This window comes from Micromonospora sp. NPDC006431 (genome assembly GCF_042870725.1).
Taxonomy (GTDB): Bacteria; Actinomycetota; Actinomycetes; order Mycobacteriales; family Micromonosporaceae; genus Micromonospora.
This window is the reverse complement of sequence record NZ_JBIAHQ010000001.1, coordinates 274,150-288,865: the sequence shown is the minus strand read 5'-3', so window position 1 is coordinate 288,865 and position 14,716 is coordinate 274,150. Positions and strand designations below refer to the sequence as shown.

Sequence of the window (14,716 nt, the reverse complement as noted above, 5' to 3'; positions counted from 1 at the left end):
TGGCTCGACAACGTTGAAGGCCCTGACCGGGACTCACGTCCTGATCAGGGGCCTTTCGCGTGGAGCGGGTGACGGGAATCGAACCCGCACTGTCAGACCCGAAAATCTAACGGTGAGTGGGCAGTCGGCAGCACCCGGCGCAGCGCAGCGGAGCCGGGTTTGGATGGGTGGGTCAGGCGGCTTTGGGTTCGGCGATGACGGCTTTGCCATCGCGGATGGTGATCTGTTGACCAGTGATGGCCTGGAGTTGTGCGGCGAGGTTGCGGGCCCGGCGCTGTTTCCATCCGTGCCCGCTGGTGACCGTCGGGGGTAGGGACTACTGGCACGTGGGTGGCACGGCGACCAAGGGATTATGAGATCAAGTTGCCCGCTCCGACGACCTCGGCAATCGGGGGCCTAGCAGCGGAAACGCCTCTCGACACCTCACACCACTCCCCCGCTGTCCGCCGGCCTCTTGCGGACTGCTGACCCCTGATCCGTCGACGCGGGGCCGGTCACGGACGGGGGCAACGACTTGGCGTGAGTGACGGTAATATCTCCACGTTTTGGCCTGCAGCGGGGAGGAAGACGCACATGCGATGGAAGATTCCGGCCGGCGTCCTAATGGCGCTGGCCTTTCTGATTCCGGCGGCACCGGCGGTGGCTCAAACCGAACCGCCCGGGCTGAACGAGGCCTGCCAAACGGTCGAGCGCAAGGTGTACAAGGATATCCGCGAGCTCCTCACCATCGACCTGGATGCCGCCACCAATGTAGAGGTGCGCGTGTTGGCCAACCAGATCCTGGCCGCGGCAAACGCCGACTCGTTGCCCGTTCTGCCTGACGCCATTCAGGAGCGCCTGGACGGCACCGCGGATGATCTGCGCGCATTCCTCAAGGCGGACGTGCAGAATGCTTGGTCAACGGCTCTGCGGGTCACGGTGGTCCGGACGTTGACGGGCGCTGGTGCCAACGTGAAGGCGGCCGCGCAGAAGGCGCTTGATGAGGGGACCGTCGATGCCTACCTGGCTTTCCTGAACAACGGCCTGTACGCCGCACGTGCGCTCGACTGCGCGTCTCAGCCCGCACCGACAGCAACGTCTCAGCCCACGCCCACACCGAGCGCCACGCCCAGCGCCACGACGACCATTGCACCGGCTCCTGCTTCCTCCGCCAGCCTGGGAGCCCCCGGCGGCGGCGAGGGCGGTGGGCTGCCCGTCACCGGTGACGACACCGCGACCGTGGCCGGCATCGGCGGTGCGCTTCTGCTCCTCGGCGGCGCTGGCTACCTGATCGGACGCCGACGCCGTTCCCGCTTCGTGGCATAGCCTGCTCGACGCGCCCGGCTCGATGCTCCGTCCGGCTGGGCGCGATCGGCGCTGTGCTTGGCGCGGTTCGTCGCGGCCCGAAGGCGTGCTGCCAGCTTCGAAAGCAAGCCGCAACGTATGTGGGCCGACGAGCCGGCGGCAATCCCCGTACCACTGAGGGCATCGTGACAATGACGGAAACGCTTTGGAGTGCCCAACACTCGCGTCACGGTGGAGGACCGAACTTGCGATGCCAGAACCAGGACGAGGCGGAGGCCGCGGTCAACCTGGCGGTATTCCGGATTCAGTGGCTCTCCACGGGTGTGCTGCGGAAGGCTTAGTTGCGCTAGCGGATTTCCTCGTCGGGCAGTCGTAGACCGTCCGGCCTTCCCGGACGGGGACAAGGTGGAGCGCCCTACCGGACGAACGACCTTGGCCCCGTCCGGGAAGGCTGGTAGCCCTCGTGGTGCCCGGCGAGGTGATTCGCCTTGGCTGATCTCTGAGGAGGGTCGGGGTTCGGGGCAGAGCCCCGAGGTCTTCGAAGTCTGGCAATCCCGAAGCGTGGCCGGCCGGCCCGGCCGATGCCGGCCGGAGGTCGCCAGCAGGCCGGGGCCGGGCCGGCGCGGCCCGCTTTGCTGGCCGCCTTGATCAAGTTGGTCCAGCCCGTTCGCCTCAGCGTCGTCCGCGTAGTCGCCCCTCATGATCCGCTCCACGAGGATCGCCTCGTCTCGGGTCAGTTTCGGCGCCAGGTCGCTCACCTCCCACAGCAGGCTAATGCGCCAATGGCACGGACAACGGCCGCAGTCTGGGAAACGTCGAAGGCCCTGGCTGGGACTGCCGTCCTGGCCAGGGCCTTTCGTGTGGAGCGGGTGACGGGAATCGAACCCGCACTGTCAGCTTCGGAATCGCGTTGATCTACACGCCGCGTAGCGACATTCTGAGGTCAGGCGGCACGCAGCGTGTCTGCCTCGCCAATCGGGCGTCCCTCGCTGCCCCATACTGACCGCTGCATCGGGCACGCTACGGGCACGGTCATCTGACGTCGAGGAGGGTCGTCATGGCGTTGGTCAAGAAGGGCTCTCGGCTCACCACGGTTGACGGGGTCACCTACAGGTGGCGAGTGCGCGGCAGACCAACCTATGCCCAAGGGCTGTGTGAGCGACCGCTCGCTGTCGCTGTAGAACAGGTCGACTGCAAGGGCAGGGTGTTGCTGGTCAGCATGCCTCAGGACCATCCAAGCAACTGGATTGGCGGGTCGGCAGTGCCCGTTCTCCCGTCGGCGGTCGCTGCGATTGTCCGGAAGGCATTGGCCGAGGGACGGCAACCTACCCAGCCAGGCACGTCCTTCCATATGACTGCGCCCGTGGGCTGATGACACGACGCTTCGGTGACCGGGCCACGTTCGCGGTGGAGATCGGCGAGGTCGAGCCGCACCAACTCCGCGTCGTCGACTTGTGGGCGGCTAGCAAGAGGCTGACCACCGAGGACAACTGGGCCTTCCTCCCGTTCTTAATCCGCGTTATGCAGTCGAGCGCGGCGCAGGTGCGCCGACGCGACGTCAAGCCCTGTCCCTTCCCGGGCCGCGCGCCGGAGGAGATCTTCCGGCTGCTCCACGCAGACAAGACGGAGTTCCGGGAGCAGTTCTGGTTCATGCAGTGGGGGGAGACCATCGACAACGTCTCCATGTACGCCTACCTGGACGACGATCTAGTAATCGTCTTCGCGTTCTGGCGGGCAGACCATCCCTTTCCGGATGACCTGGGCAAGGTCTTCGTCGCCAGGATCCCACCGGAAGAGTTCGTGGCCACCGTCGAGGAAGCAGCCGACCTGCTGGACGTCGAGCTCGCTAACGTCGATCCGCCCCGGTGAGCGAACCGGCACGCCCTACCGCGTCAAGCTCACCTTGACGCGCGTACGGACGCCGTCGTGTGGGTGGATGAACAAGAGGGCTCACCGCTTACCTTCGCGGCCAGATTCCCAGAGGCTCAAACACACTCACGAACACCGACCGCCGCGCGTGACGAGCCTGTCGCGATCTCTGACATGCTTCTAGCCGTGGTCTGCATTGGGTCCGACGACCAAATCTACTGGGCGCACCGACTGCAAGGGTGAGCGAGGCCGACCGTCAGACGCTGAAGCGGAACTTAGAGCCGCTGCCCAGCAGCGGGCGAGGCTTCGTCAACCTCCCCCGGCGCTGCTCAACGAGTCCGCCAAGGTACGGACAGGTCCGCCGGGATTCACTGCCTCGGCTACTCGCGTGGCTGCTCGTGCACGAGCGGGAGCGTTACTCGGCGGGCTGCTCACCATCCTGTGCCGCCGGCCCGTGCAGCTCCTTGCGCCACAACTCGTGTCCCCACATCAACCAGCCGACCCAGAAGACCGAAAACAAGATCAGGAAGCACGCAAACAGCACGATGGCAAGCACTGCCGCGATCGGCTGAAAGCGGCCAGCATCACCGTTCCATCCGCTCGCCGCGACTACTCCCAGGCCGAAGAACACGATCATGAGCAGGATGATGGACGGCCGGTCAACCGGGTGACGGTTACGGGGAAGACGCAACTTCGGCTCCTTCAGTCTCTGGCAGCAGACGTCCACCCACGGTCGCCTCCGGTCGCTGCATCCTGCCAGAGAGACCAGATCAGGGCCAGAAATGAGAGATCCAGAATCCGGCGTACAGGTCGACTCGTCCGTCGCCCACCAGGCCAGCTACCGTCACACGGGCAGCGTCGGCGGTTGTGGGCAGTCTTGGCTGTACGAATGGCTGTAGGGGGCACTGGCAGCTGATTTCTATGGTTCACGATCATGGATCCCGTAGTCGCAACCGCTCTCGTCTACGCGCTGAGCCTCTTCGTTCTCTACTGGGTGATCCGTCTTGCGGTCCGGCACGCGATCGAAGACGCCGACAAGCGCCGGTCGCGGGAGTGGGTCGAGAAGGTGGGGGCCCGCGTCTCGCGCGAGCGTCGGATCTGAGCCCAGAGCGTCAGGTTGGAAGAGCACGCTCAACCGGCCGTGATGCCCGAAACGCCTGCGGCCGACAGCCCGGGCGGCTGCGGCTCATGCTCCCTCGTGACCGCTGCGCACCCCGACTACTGGCCCGTGGATGGCCCGTGACGGCTGCAGACCTTGGCCGATAAGATCCCGCGCCATGAGACGAGCGATGATCGCGCTGATGAGCGCGGGGGCGGTTGCCCTTGTGGGAGGCGGATATGCCATTGGCGCGGTCAGCCATCGTGACACCAACAAGCAGTCTGCGGTGTGTAACCAGGCCAAGCAGGAATTCGAGAACCGCGCCGGTCAGCTCCGAAAGCAAGTGCAGAGGCTGCAGCGCGGGTCCGGGCTCGACGGGAACGCGCGGGATGAAGCCCTCGATGAGGCGCAGCGCAGGATTCTCGCCGAGGTCGTGCAGCAGAACGCGAGATGCTTTGGCGCGGGGATGCGTGCGGCGGCAGCCGTGATCCAGCAGTCCCGATCGGAAAAGGAAGCTGACGCGGCGTTCTGCGATCTTGTTGGCATCAAGGCCTACGACTGTGCGGGGCGCCACCTCGGCCAGCGTTGAGAAAGCAATCTAGGAATGGCCCAAGGATTCCCCCTCCTTCAGTCGCCATGCGTAGCAACCAGGAAGGGGAGCGGATCTCCTCGTCGGGCAGTCTCCGGCCGTCCCCGGAGACTGGTAGCCCTTGTGGTGCCCAGCGAGGGGATCCGCGGCTGATCTCTGAGGAGGGCCGGGGTTCGGGGCAAAGCCCCGAGGTCTTCGAGGTCTTGTCGTCCGTCAACATTGCCGGCCGGCCCGGCCGATGCCGGCCGGAGGTCGCCCGCAGGCCGGGGCCGGGCCGCCTTGACGACTCAAGAGCGGAACTCGGCAAGATGCCGCTGTTAGGACTCGCGACTCGTTCGGTGTGAAAGAATGATCGGCGGGCGGTGAGCTGCCCGTGAGCCCATGCTGAGCTGCTGCGGCAAATCGCGGTGACAGTTCGCTGCGGGCCCGCTTCGGGCTTGATGTCACAGGCGTAACTTGTGGGCTGCCTACTGATGGCCGACGGGCGAGAACAGCTACCAGGCTGTCAGCTTCTGATCTCGCACCTCGACTCCCTCGCGGGTCTTGGGGCTGGCTACAGCATGCGTAGAAGGCCGTACGTCGCGGCGAAGTCCGTGTCGGCGCGTGGTGGTGTCCGCCGCAGCATCTGCTCAACCTCGCGGTTGCGGCGCTCGGTGCCCAGGCCGACGGCGACGTGTTCAAGCGTCGGGTGATCAACGAACGGCGTGAACGCATTAGCCGGGAGCAGCGACTCAGTGACCAATAGCTCTCGCAGTTGGGGTGCGGCAGCGAGGCCCTGTAGGGATGCCGGGTGTCGAAGGTGTCGCATGGCGGTGCAGTCGGCGCGTCGCAGTGGGGTGCAGGAGCTGAAGTCGGGAAGTCGGTCCAGGGCGAGCGCGTCCAACCACAGCCATTGCAGTGCGGGCAGGCGTGTCACGGCGTCGAGGTCGGTGAGTTTGCGAACTGCGCGAAGCGCGACGTAGCGGAGCGTGGGGACCTGGAGCAGCCATTCCCCGTGTGCCAACGAGCCGAGGGTCAGCGCCAATGACTGCAGGTGGGGCAGGGCAATCAGTGGGAGGTGTTGGTCGATCGGGAGTCGCCACAGCGCAAGTCCCTGCAGGCCGGGGTTGGCGTCGAGCAGTTCCGGAAGGCCGCGTCGGTGCGCGACGATCCGCAGTTGGCGAAGGTCATGGAATGCGGCGACCGGGGTGAGGTTGAGAGGCTTGCGGGTCTCGCCGATGTCCAAGAGCTCGACATTGGCGTTCAGCTGGTGTAGCGGCGCCAAGTCAGTCAGGTTGTGTAGGTGGGCGACGCTGAAGCGACTTAGGCGTGGGAACCAGCGCAGGAACCGCAGCGTGGCGAGGTCCTTGTCGAAGCCGTACGCGCGCAGAGTGACCGTCGGATGGTCCGCCAAGACCGCGGCGAGCGACCTGTACTCCGCCTCGGCGAGTGGCTGGCTGAACTGAACAACCGAAGCATCGCCGAGCCTGACCCGAAGCTGGTGCACGTCGATGGGGCTCGACACGTCCACGATGCGGCTCATGACCCGCGATCTTCCCGCCTGGGCCGCCAGCATGCCAGCGTCGTGAACCATGGCGTCACCGTCGGTGTCCGGAGCTCTCAGGGTCCGTGTAACCCATCAAGTGGCGTCGCTGTGTAACGCATCAACCGGAGTACGACACCAGCCGGCAGCCGGCGGCCGTCCTCTTGGGTTACTGGATGGCAGCTGCCAGCTTCACCAACTCCGGCCAGGTTCGCCGGGTGCCGCCGGTCAAGCTGTCCTTCGGCAAGGTCGCGGAGATGCAGCGCCGGGGCGTGGTCCACTACCACGCAGTCATCCGCCTTGACGGCGTCGCCCCGCGCGACTCCCGACGCGGTGATCCCGCCGCCGGCCGCCCTCGGCGTCGACGACCTAGCCGCCGCCGTTGCCCACGCCGCCGCCACGGTCGCCTTCGCCACCCGCCCCCATCCGGTCCAGCCGGCTGGCTGGCGGATCACCTGGGGCGACTGACAAGGGCCTCGACGTGCGGCCGATCAACGCAGATGGCGACATCACTGACGGGAAGGTCGCCGGTTACCTAGCCAAGTACGCCACCAAGAGCACCGAAGCCACCGGCCATGTGTCCCGCCGCCTCGACGGCAACACCATCGACCTGTACGCCAACGAGCACGGCCCACCCCGAACGGCTCAGGACGGCACCCTGACTTTCGGCCCGCCCAAGACCGATGCCGGCCTGCGGACCATCACCATCCCAACGGCATTTCGCCGCGATGTGCGTAAGCACCTGGCCGACTTCGTGGATGAGGACCAGGACGCGCTCGTCTTCACTGGCGCTGCTGGCGCAGTCCTGCGCCGCTCCAACTTCCAGCGGACCAGCAACTGGCGCGTGTCCGTGGCTGCGGCCGGCCTGCCCGGCTTCCACTTCCACGACCTGCGGCACACCGGGGACACCCTCGCGTCACGCACCGGGGTGAGCCTCGCCGACCTGATGGCCCGGATGGGTCACGCCTCGACCCGCGCCGCGCTGATCTACCAGCACACCGCCCAAGAGCGTGATCAGCACATCGCTGACGGCCTCAGCGAGCAGATCAAGAAGGGCCGCGATCGGGCACGTAGCGGGCACGGCAAGCCGAAGAAGTGACGAAATGAATGAGGCCCAGGTCGGGAACTTGTCCTGACCTGGGCCTCAACCCGGAGCGGGTGACGGGAATCGAACCCGCACTGTCAGCTTGGGAAGCTGATGTTCTGCCATTGAACTACACCCGCAGGCGGCACCACTGTACCTGAGGTCACCGCCTCCGTGCACCCAGGTACCCCCGTGGCGGCTCCCACGCGCTGCGAACCGGCTCGAAACGATCTTGCAACCTCCGCACCCGGCCTCAGCAGGAGAAAGTTTCACGGCGGCGAAACATGGCCATTCTCAAATCTGTCGATCGGTTGTAACGTCTCCCCAACGTTTCAGCCACGGCGTGACACACCCCCGGTCGCGCCGCCAGAAAGAGGTGGCCCATGGGACTTCGTCCCAACCTGCTGACCCGGCGTACCGCCGGTGTCGCGTCGACGACGCTCGCGCTGCTGCTCAGCACCGCCGCAGTGGGCGTCGTCCCGGCAGCTTCGGCCTTCTCGGCCGCCCCGGCGGGCGGCTGCGTCGAGCCGGCCGACGTCCACTCGGACGCCCGGGTCAAGGCCGGCGCGCACGCCAAGCACGAGCCGAACGAGCTGACCGCTGCCCAGGTCCGTGAGCGGGAGGCGGACCTCGCCGCAGCCCTGGCCGAGCGGGCCCGGTTCCGGGCCGGCGCCGGGGCCGCACCCCTGGCAACCGTGACCATCCCGGTCGTGGTGCACGTCATCCAGCGGGACAGCACCCGCGCCGGCGGCAACATCCCGGATTCGATGATCACGCAGCAGATCAGCGTGCTCAACCAGGCCTACAGCGGCGCCACCGGCGGTGCGCCCACCGCCTTCAGTTTCCAGCTCCAGAAGATCAACCGGGTCACCAACCCGTCCTGGTACCCGATCATCTCGGGTTCCTCGGCTGAGCGGTCGATGAAGACCACCCTGCGCGAGGGCGGCAAGAACACGCTGAACATGTACCTCGGCGAACTCAGCGACGGCCTGCTCGGCTGGGCGACCTTCCCGAAGCGCAAGCTCGACAGCATGGACGGCGTGGTCGTGCTGAGCGAGTCGCTGCCGGGTGGCACCGCCACCAACTACAACCAGGGCGACACCGGCACCCACGAGATCGGCCACTGGCTGAACCTCTACCACACCTTCCAGGGCGGCTGCTCGGGCTCGGGCGACAGCGTGGACGACACCGCGGCCGAGGCCTCGCCGGCGTACCAGTGCCCGACCGGTCGGGACACCTGCACGGCGGCGGGCCTGGACCCGATCACCAACTTCATGGACTACACCTACGACTCGTGCATGTACCAGTTCACCCCGGGCCAGGCGAGCCGGATGCTGACCGCGTGGAACGCCTACCGCGCGGCGTAACCGCCGAGCACAGCGAACCGGTGCCGGCCTCGTCCTCGGACGGGGCCGGCACCGGTGTTCATACGGTCAGGCGGCCGGGCGGCGGGTGTCGAAGCCGTGGCGGCCGCGCCGCCCCTCGGGGACGGCCGGGGCACGCCGCGCGGGAGCGGTCGCCTGCGGGTCGAACCAGACCCGCACCTGCGGCCGGCCCGTGCCGAGGTGGGCCGCCTGGTCGCGCCGGGTCAGCATCGCCACGTCGACGGTGAACTCGAACAGCTGCCAGTCGACGTGCGGCGCGGCCCGGCCGATCCCGGCCACCCGGGCCACGGTCGCCGGGTCGGTCACCGGGTGGGCCCGGCCGGCGACGTACGCCTCGTCGTCGCTCTCCTCCGGCGGGAAGGAATGCAGCGCGTAGCGGCCGTCGCGTTCGAGGTCGCGACGCTTGGGCGAGTCGATGACGAAGCAGTAGAGCCCGTCGTCGGTGATGACCGGGGAGACCGGGTGGACCCGGGGGCCGCCGTCGGCGCGGACCGTGGCGAGGTAGCCGAAGCCCGGCCCGTACTGCTGCAGGAGAAGGCGGATCTCGTCGGCGAGTCGGGGCTCGTCGGCGGCGAATTCGGACCAGGAAGCCATGCGGACATTCTATCGAACACGTGTACGAAGATGTAGTCCGACACGCAGGTCGCCCGTACCGGTCGCTATGGTGTTCCGATGCTGCTCTCCGACCGCGACCTGGTCTCCGAGATCAAGGCGGGCGCACTCGCGCTGGAGCCCTTCGAGCCTACGCTGGTGCAGCCGTCCAGCATCGACGTACGCCTGGACCGGCTCTTCCGGGTCTTCAACAACCACCTCTACACGCACATCGACCCGTCGCAGCAGCAGGACGACCTGACCTCGATGGTGGAGGTACCCGAGGGCGAGCCGTTCGTGCTGCACCCGGGCGAGTTCGTGCTCGCCTCGACGCTCGAGGTGATCTCGCTGGGCGACCAGCTCGCCGGCCGACTCGAGGGCAAGTCCAGCCTGGGCCGGCTCGGGCTGCTCACCCACTCCACCGCCGGCTTCATCGACCCGGGCTTCTCCGGGCACGTCACGCTGGAACTCTCCAACGTGGCCAATCTGCCGATCACGCTCTGGCCCGGCATGAAGATCGGCCAGCTCTGCATCTTCCGACTCTCGTCGCCGGCCGAGCACCCGTACGGCTCGGCGGTCTACGGCTCGCGCTACCAGGGGCAGCGCGGGCCGACCCCGAGCCGGTCCTGGCAGAACTGGCGTACCTGGCCGACCCGCTGAGCACGACGCAGGGGCTCCCGCGACGCGGCAGCCCCTGCGTACCCGTCAGCCCGGGCGGCCGTAGCTGTTGATCTGGCCGTCGTCGACGCGTTTCATCGTGATCGGCTTGCCGGACTGGGAGGCGTGCACCACCCAGCCGCCGCCGACGTACATCCCGACGTGGTGCAGGTCGCTGTAGTAGAAGACCAGGTCACCGGGGCGTAGCTCGCCGCGGCTCACCCGCCGGGTGACGTCGTGCTGCTCGCGGGCGTTGTGCGGCAGGGAGACCCCGGCCTTGGCCCAGGCCGCCATGGTCAGGCCGGAGCAGTCGTAGTGGTCCGGGCCGGCGGCGCCCCAGACGTAGATCTTGCCGATCTGGGCGCAGGCGAACTTGACCGCGACACCGGCCGGGCCGCCCGGGTAGCCGGCGGGGCAGGGCGCGGGGCGCAGCGGTCCGCCGCCGCCGTTGCCGTACACCTTGAGCCGGAGCTTCTGGAGCCGGGCGATCTCGGCGTCGATCTGCTTCTTCTGGGCCGCGAGCTGAGCTTCGGTACGGGCCAGCTGGGCGACCATCGCGTCCAACGGCTTCTTCTTCGCGGCCAGCTGGTCGCGCAGCTCCATGACGGCCTGCACCTGCTCGTGCTGGTGGTGCGCGTAGCGGTCGAGCAGTTCGAGGCTGTTGACCACCTCGCTCGGCGACCGGCTGCCCAGCAGGGCGTTGACGGTGGAGAGGTTGTTGCCCTTGTACGCGTCGGCGGCCAGCCCGCTGACCTGCCCGAGGGCGGCGTCGACCTGGGCCTCGAGCGGGGCGATCTGCTTCTCCAGCGCGTCGGCCTGCTTGCGCCGGACGGCGAGCTGCCCGCGGGTGGAGTTGACCTGTTCGATGATCGGTTCGAGCTTGTTCCAGTCCTGGTCGATCTGGCGCTCGATCTCGGTGACCGACGGTTCGGCGTGGGCCGCCGTGGCGCCACCGGTCAGGACGACGGCGGTGCCGACCAGGGCGGCGAGGGCGGTGGTGAAGCGGGACCAGCGTGAACGCGGCGCAGCCGTCGACCGGTCGACCGACCGGTCCGACGGTGGCCGCGGGGCATGGTGTGCCACCGGGCTCCGTACTCCTTCTTCCTGACCGCCTACCGGGTTAGCTGACGGGTTCGGGCGGGAAGGGAGCCGCCCTACCGCATTGGCTGCGGATTCACCCCAGGTACCTGGGTCCCCGGCTCGCCTGGCGGCGACTCGGCGGTGTCGGACCGTCACCACCCGGGATGGACGGTGAACCTACCGGTCGACAACTGACCAGAGTAGGGACCGTCGTTATCAATCCGCAACCCGATCCGCCGTGACACTCCGTACGCAGATTCGGAAACCACCCGACCGTGAAGGTTTTTTACGCCCATCATCACCACCTGGAAAGGTATTGACCTGGGGCCATCTGCGGAGTGAGGGTGGGGACGCAGTCACCCCCATCCCTATCTGGAGGTTCGATGCACCTCTCAGCCCTGCCATCGCGCAGACGGATACTGCTGGCCGCCGCCGTCGCGGCGGCCACCGCTCTCGCGACCAGCGGTCCCACCGCGGCGGCGCCCCTCACCGCCGCCGGCACCATCGACAGCCCGGAGCGCCAGCAGCAGTACGCCGCCGCGGCGGCGGAGTACGGCGTGCCGCAGAGCGTCCTGCTGGGCGTCTCCTACCTGGAGTCCCGCTGGGACACCCACTCCAGCCAGCCCAGCACCAGCGGCGGCTACGGGCCGATGCACCTCACCGACGCGCAGCAGGTCGCCTCGGCCCCGTCCAGCGCACACGTGGACGAGAACGAGGACCCCCGCGGCGACGAGTCCCGCCCGCTCACCGTCGACCTGACCGCCGCCGCCGCGCCGGCCGGGGACACCCTGCCCCTGGCCTCGCTGCAGACCCTGGACACCGCCGCCGACCTCACCGGCGTGTCGAAGGAGGCGCTGCGCGACGACGCGGCGGCCAACATCCGCGGCGGTGCGGCGCTGCTGGCCTCGTACCAGCAGGACCTGGGCGGGCCGGTCGGCGCCGGCAGCGACCCGGCGGCCTGGTACGGCGCGGTGGCCCGGTACTCCGGCGCGGACACCGAGGACGCGGCGGCGGCCTTCGCCGACGAGGTGTACGACCAGATCGGCCAGGGCGCCACCCGGACCACCGACGACGGCCAGCGGGTGACCCTCACCGCCACCGCCGTCACGCCGGACCAGTCCGGGCTGCACAAGCTCGGCCTGCGCCGCGCCGAGCGGCCGGACGGCCTGGAGTGCCCAGTCCGCCTCGCCTGCGAGTGGATCCCCGCGCCGTACGGGGAGTACACGATCCCCGAGACGAACATCGTGGACTACGGCAACTACGACATCGGCAACCGGCCGGCCCAGCAGAAGCTCGAATACATCATCATCCACGACACCGAGGGCTACTTCGGCCCCAGTGTGGGCCTGGTGCAGGACGTGACCTACCTGGGCTGGCACTACACTCTGCGCTCGGTGGACGGGTACGTCGCTCAGCACATCAAGGCCAAGGACGTCGGCTGGCAGGCCGGCAACTGGTACGTCAACGCCAAGTCCATCGGCATCGAGCACGAGGGCTTCGCGGGCCACGGCACCTGGTACACCGAGGCCATGTACCGCGCCTCGGCCAAGCTGGTCCGACACCTGGCGCTGCGGTTCCAGATCCCGCTGGACCGGCAGCACATCCTCGGCCACGACAACGTCCCCGGCATCACCGCCGGGAATGTCGCCGGGATGCACTGGGACCCGGGCCCGTACTGGGACTGGTCGCACTACTTCGACCTGCTGAAGGCGCCGTTCCACTCGACCGGCACGCCGAACACCGGCCTGGTCACCATCGACCCGGACTTCGCGTCGAACAAGCCGGCCTTCTACGGCTGCAACCAGCAGCCGCCGGGTGTCCCGAAGCCGCCGCCGCCGGCCGAGCCCTGCCCGCTGCGGGGCTCCTCCTCGGTCATCCTGCGCACCGGCCCGAGCCTGGACGCGCCATTGGTCAACGACCTCGGCCTGCGCAAGGACGGCACGCCGAACACCATGTACATCAAGGATCACGGCGCCCGCGCCTCGGCCGGTCAGACGTACGCCCTCGCGGGCATCCAGGGCGACTGGACCGCGATCTGGTACCTCGGCCAGAAGGCCTGGTTCTACAACCCGACCTCGGCGCCGACGGCGAAGTGGGCGAACGGCTTCGTGGTGACCCCCAAGCCGGGCAAGACCAGCATCCCGGTATACGGACGGGCCTACCCCGAACGGGCCGCCTACCCGGCCACGATCCCGTACCAGGCCATCTCGCCGCTGCAGTACACCTTCCCGGCCGGTCAGCGGTACGCGGTCGGCGGCGTCCTGCCGGGCGAGTACTACCGGGCCGTCTCCTTCGACGGTTCGGCGCCGGGTGACCGGACGGTGGTCCGCGGCGAGAACAAGTACGTCCAGGTCCAGTTCGGCCACCGGGTGATGTACGTGAACCTCGACGACGTGCAGATCACGCCGGCGTCGGTCGGTTCCCCCAGCTGACCCTCGGCGAAACGAAGGCCCCCGGTCCGTGTGGACCGGGGGCCTTCGTGCTGCTCGAGAGGGTCAGCTGACGCGGCGGAAGCCGGCGACCGGCATGTAGCTGATCTTGGTTACCTGGACCGGTTTGCCGGTCCGTGGCGCGTGCACCATCATGCCGTTGCCGAGATACAGGCCGACATGGTGCAGGTCGCTGTAAAAGAAGACCAGGTCACCGGGGCGCGCGTCGCTGCGGGACACGGCCCTGCCCTCGTTCCACTGCGCTCCCGTGAAGTGGGTGAGGGAGATGCCCGCGGCCTTGTAGGCGTATTGGGTGAGGCCGGAGCAGTCGAAGGCGTTCGGGCCGGTGGCGCCCCACACGTACGGGTCGCCGACCTGGGCGCAGGCGGTCTTGATCGCGGTCCGCGCGGCGCTGCTCACCACGCCGTCGATGGCCGGGCAGCCGGCCGGACGGATCGAGGTCACCGGCAGCATCGCGGTCAGCCGCTTGATCTCGCTGTCGATCTGCTTCTTCTTCGCCGCCAGCTCGTTGCTCTGCTTCGTCTGGGTGGCGATCAGCTCGTCCAGCTTCCGCTTCTGCCGGTTGTACTTGTCCCGGACGGCGAGCACGCTGGCGACCTGCTTCTTCTGCTCGGCGGCCAGGTGATCGAGGATGACGAGCTGCTCACCGAGGATGCCCGGCTTGGTGCTCGTCAGCAGGGCGCCGATCTCCTGCGAGGGCCCGCGCATGTAGTAGCGGGCCGCCATGTCGCCAACCTGGTTCATCGCCAGGTCCGACTGCAGCTGCAGCGGCACCATCTTCTTCTCGAGGTCGTCCGACTTCTTCTTGTTGACCTTGAGCTGGGCGCGGACCTTGTTGTAATTCTCGATGGTGGGCTCGAGCTGTTCCCACTGCTTGTCGATCTGGGCGTCGATCTCATCCACGGACGGCGCCGCGTGCGCCGGAGCCGCCAGCAGCCCGGCACCGACCGCGGCGGCCGCGACCAGGGTGAGGAGACGGCGTACGACCCGGCGCGCCCCGACCGGTGGGGCGGGCGACTGGCTCGGGGCGTGACGATGAGGGGGCATGGTTGCCACCGGCACGGACTCCTTTGCAACCGACCGCCGGGCGCCTCGCGAGAGGGGAA

At 68.1% G+C, this 14,716-nt stretch carries 13 protein-coding genes, 1 tRNA gene, 1 pseudogene and 1 riboswitch; of the genes and pseudogenes, 9 read left to right on the top strand and 6 right to left on the bottom strand.

What is annotated here, in order from left to right; all coding sequences use genetic code 11:
- Window positions 1-573: 573 nt before the first annotated feature.
- Together ACFYM6_RS01415 and ACFYM6_RS01410 are read left to right on the top strand one after the other, a co-directional pair.
- A complete protein-coding gene (locus tag ACFYM6_RS01415) occupies window positions 574-1,305 on the top strand; it encodes an LPXTG cell wall anchor domain-containing protein (RefSeq protein ID WP_387271160.1) in 732 nt (243 codons plus the stop codon).
- Window positions 1,306-2,655: 1,350 nt separating this feature from the next.
- On the top strand, window positions 2,656-3,153 hold the full coding sequence (locus ACFYM6_RS01410) for a hypothetical protein (RefSeq protein WP_387271158.1): 498 nt from the start codon (window positions 2,656-2,658) through the stop codon (window positions 3,151-3,153).
- 415 nt (window positions 3,154-3,568) lie between these two features.
- Here ACFYM6_RS01410 and ACFYM6_RS01405 read toward each other — a convergent pair whose 3' ends face one another.
- Window positions 3,569-3,790, bottom strand: a complete 222-nt coding sequence (locus tag ACFYM6_RS01405; protein ID WP_387271157.1) for a hypothetical protein — start codon at window positions 3,788-3,790, stop codon at window positions 3,569-3,571.
- A 297-nt stretch (window positions 3,791-4,087) separates the two neighbouring features.
- On the opposite strand from ACFYM6_RS01405, the gene ACFYM6_RS01400 reads away from it, so the two are divergent.
- Window positions 4,088-4,255: a hypothetical protein gene (locus tag ACFYM6_RS01400; RefSeq protein ID WP_387271155.1), complete on the top strand. Its 168-nt coding sequence runs from the start codon at window positions 4,088-4,090 to the stop codon at window positions 4,253-4,255.
- A 175-nt stretch (window positions 4,256-4,430) separates the two neighbouring features.
- A complete protein-coding gene (locus ACFYM6_RS01395) occupies window positions 4,431-4,841 on the top strand; it encodes a hypothetical protein (RefSeq protein WP_387271153.1) in 411 nt (136 codons plus the stop codon).
- A 553-nt stretch (window positions 4,842-5,394) separates the two neighbouring features.
- Here ACFYM6_RS01395 and ACFYM6_RS01390 read toward each other — a convergent pair.
- Window positions 5,395-6,363, bottom strand: coding sequence for a hypothetical protein (locus ACFYM6_RS01390; RefSeq protein WP_387271151.1), 969 nt, complete (start codon window positions 6,361-6,363; stop codon window positions 5,395-5,397).
- 194 nt (window positions 6,364-6,557) lie between these two features.
- Here ACFYM6_RS01390 and ACFYM6_RS01385 point away from each other — a divergent pair.
- Together ACFYM6_RS01385 and ACFYM6_RS01380 are read left to right on the top strand one after the other, a co-directional pair.
- Window positions 6,558-7,010, top strand: a pseudogene (locus ACFYM6_RS01385) (replication initiator); the annotation flags it as partial.
- Between the two features lie 83 nt (window positions 7,011-7,093).
- The gene (locus tag ACFYM6_RS01380; RefSeq protein WP_387271149.1) at window positions 7,094-7,462 is read left to right on the top strand and encodes a tyrosine-type recombinase/integrase; all 369 of its coding nucleotides are present in this window, start codon (window positions 7,094-7,096) and stop codon (window positions 7,460-7,462) included.
- A 54-nt stretch (window positions 7,463-7,516) separates the two neighbouring features.
- On the opposite strand, the gene ACFYM6_RS01375 is transcribed toward ACFYM6_RS01380, so the two are convergent.
- Window positions 7,517-7,587 (bottom strand) — tRNA-Gly (locus tag ACFYM6_RS01375).
- Between the two features lie 243 nt (window positions 7,588-7,830).
- Here ACFYM6_RS01375 and ACFYM6_RS01370 point away from each other — a divergent pair.
- A complete protein-coding gene (locus tag ACFYM6_RS01370; RefSeq protein ID WP_387271147.1) occupies window positions 7,831-8,814 on the top strand; it encodes a zinc metalloprotease in 984 nt (327 codons plus the stop codon).
- Window positions 8,815-8,880: 66 nt separating this feature from the next.
- On the opposite strand, the gene ACFYM6_RS01365 is transcribed toward ACFYM6_RS01370, so the two are convergent.
- Window positions 8,881-9,426 carry a pyridoxamine 5'-phosphate oxidase family protein gene (locus ACFYM6_RS01365; RefSeq protein ID WP_387271145.1) on the bottom strand — a complete coding sequence of 182 codons (546 nt, stop codon included), beginning with the start codon at window positions 9,424-9,426 and terminating at the stop codon, window positions 8,881-8,883.
- A gap of 78 nt (window positions 9,427-9,504) precedes the next feature.
- Between ACFYM6_RS01365 and dcd the strand changes: the two genes are divergently transcribed.
- Window positions 9,505-10,083, top strand: a complete 579-nt coding sequence (dcd, locus tag ACFYM6_RS01360; RefSeq protein ID WP_073836893.1) for a dCTP deaminase — start codon at window positions 9,505-9,507, stop codon at window positions 10,081-10,083.
- A 45-nt stretch (window positions 10,084-10,128) separates the two neighbouring features.
- Here the strand turns inward: dcd and ACFYM6_RS01355 are convergent, their stop codons facing one another.
- Complete coding sequence (locus tag ACFYM6_RS01355) at window positions 10,129-11,163, bottom strand: NlpC/P60 family protein (RefSeq protein ID WP_387271143.1); 1,035 nt, start codon at window positions 11,161-11,163, stop codon at window positions 10,129-10,131.
- Window positions 11,164-11,175: 12 nt separating this feature from the next.
- A riboswitch (cyclic di-AMP (ydaO/yuaA leader) is annotated at window positions 11,176-11,311 on the bottom strand.
- 232 nt (window positions 11,312-11,543) lie between these two features.
- Between ACFYM6_RS01355 and ACFYM6_RS01350 the strand changes: the two genes are divergently transcribed.
- Window positions 11,544-13,592, top strand: a complete 2,049-nt coding sequence (locus ACFYM6_RS01350; RefSeq protein ID WP_387271141.1) for an N-acetylmuramoyl-L-alanine amidase — start codon at window positions 11,544-11,546, stop codon at window positions 13,590-13,592.
- A 63-nt stretch (window positions 13,593-13,655) separates the two neighbouring features.
- On the opposite strand, the gene ACFYM6_RS01345 is transcribed toward ACFYM6_RS01350, so the two are convergent.
- The gene (locus ACFYM6_RS01345) at window positions 13,656-14,666 is read right to left on the bottom strand and encodes a C40 family peptidase (protein ID WP_387271139.1); all 1,011 of its coding nucleotides are present in this window, start codon (window positions 14,664-14,666) and stop codon (window positions 13,656-13,658) included.
- Between the last annotated feature and the right edge of the window lie 50 nt (window positions 14,667-14,716).

Bases quoted from the DNA above. Each gene is read 5' to 3' on its own strand.
- ACFYM6_RS01415 (WP_387271160.1), top strand. From the start codon at position 574: ATGCGATGGAAGATTCCGGCCGGCGTCCTAATGGCGCTGGCCTTTCTG.
- ACFYM6_RS01410 (WP_387271158.1), top strand. From the start codon at position 2,656: ATGACACGACGCTTCGGTGACCGGGCCACGTTCGCGGTGGAGATCGGC.
- ACFYM6_RS01405 (WP_387271157.1), bottom strand. From the start codon at position 3,790: ATGATCGTGTTCTTCGGCCTGGGAGTAGTCGCGGCGAGCGGATGGAAC.
- ACFYM6_RS01400 (WP_387271155.1), top strand. From the start codon at position 4,088: ATGGATCCCGTAGTCGCAACCGCTCTCGTCTACGCGCTGAGCCTCTTC.
- ACFYM6_RS01395 (WP_387271153.1), top strand. From the start codon at position 4,431: ATGAGACGAGCGATGATCGCGCTGATGAGCGCGGGGGCGGTTGCCCTT.
- ACFYM6_RS01390 (WP_387271151.1), bottom strand. From the start codon at position 6,363: ATGAGCCGCATCGTGGACGTGTCGAGCCCCATCGACGTGCACCAGCTT.
- ACFYM6_RS01370 (WP_387271147.1), top strand. From the start codon at position 7,831: ATGGGACTTCGTCCCAACCTGCTGACCCGGCGTACCGCCGGTGTCGCG.
- ACFYM6_RS01365 (WP_387271145.1), bottom strand. From the start codon at position 9,426: ATGGCTTCCTGGTCCGAATTCGCCGCCGACGAGCCCCGACTCGCCGAC.
- dcd (WP_073836893.1), top strand. From the start codon at position 9,505: ATGCTGCTCTCCGACCGCGACCTGGTCTCCGAGATCAAGGCGGGCGCA.
- ACFYM6_RS01350 (WP_387271141.1), top strand. From the start codon at position 11,544: ATGCACCTCTCAGCCCTGCCATCGCGCAGACGGATACTGCTGGCCGCC.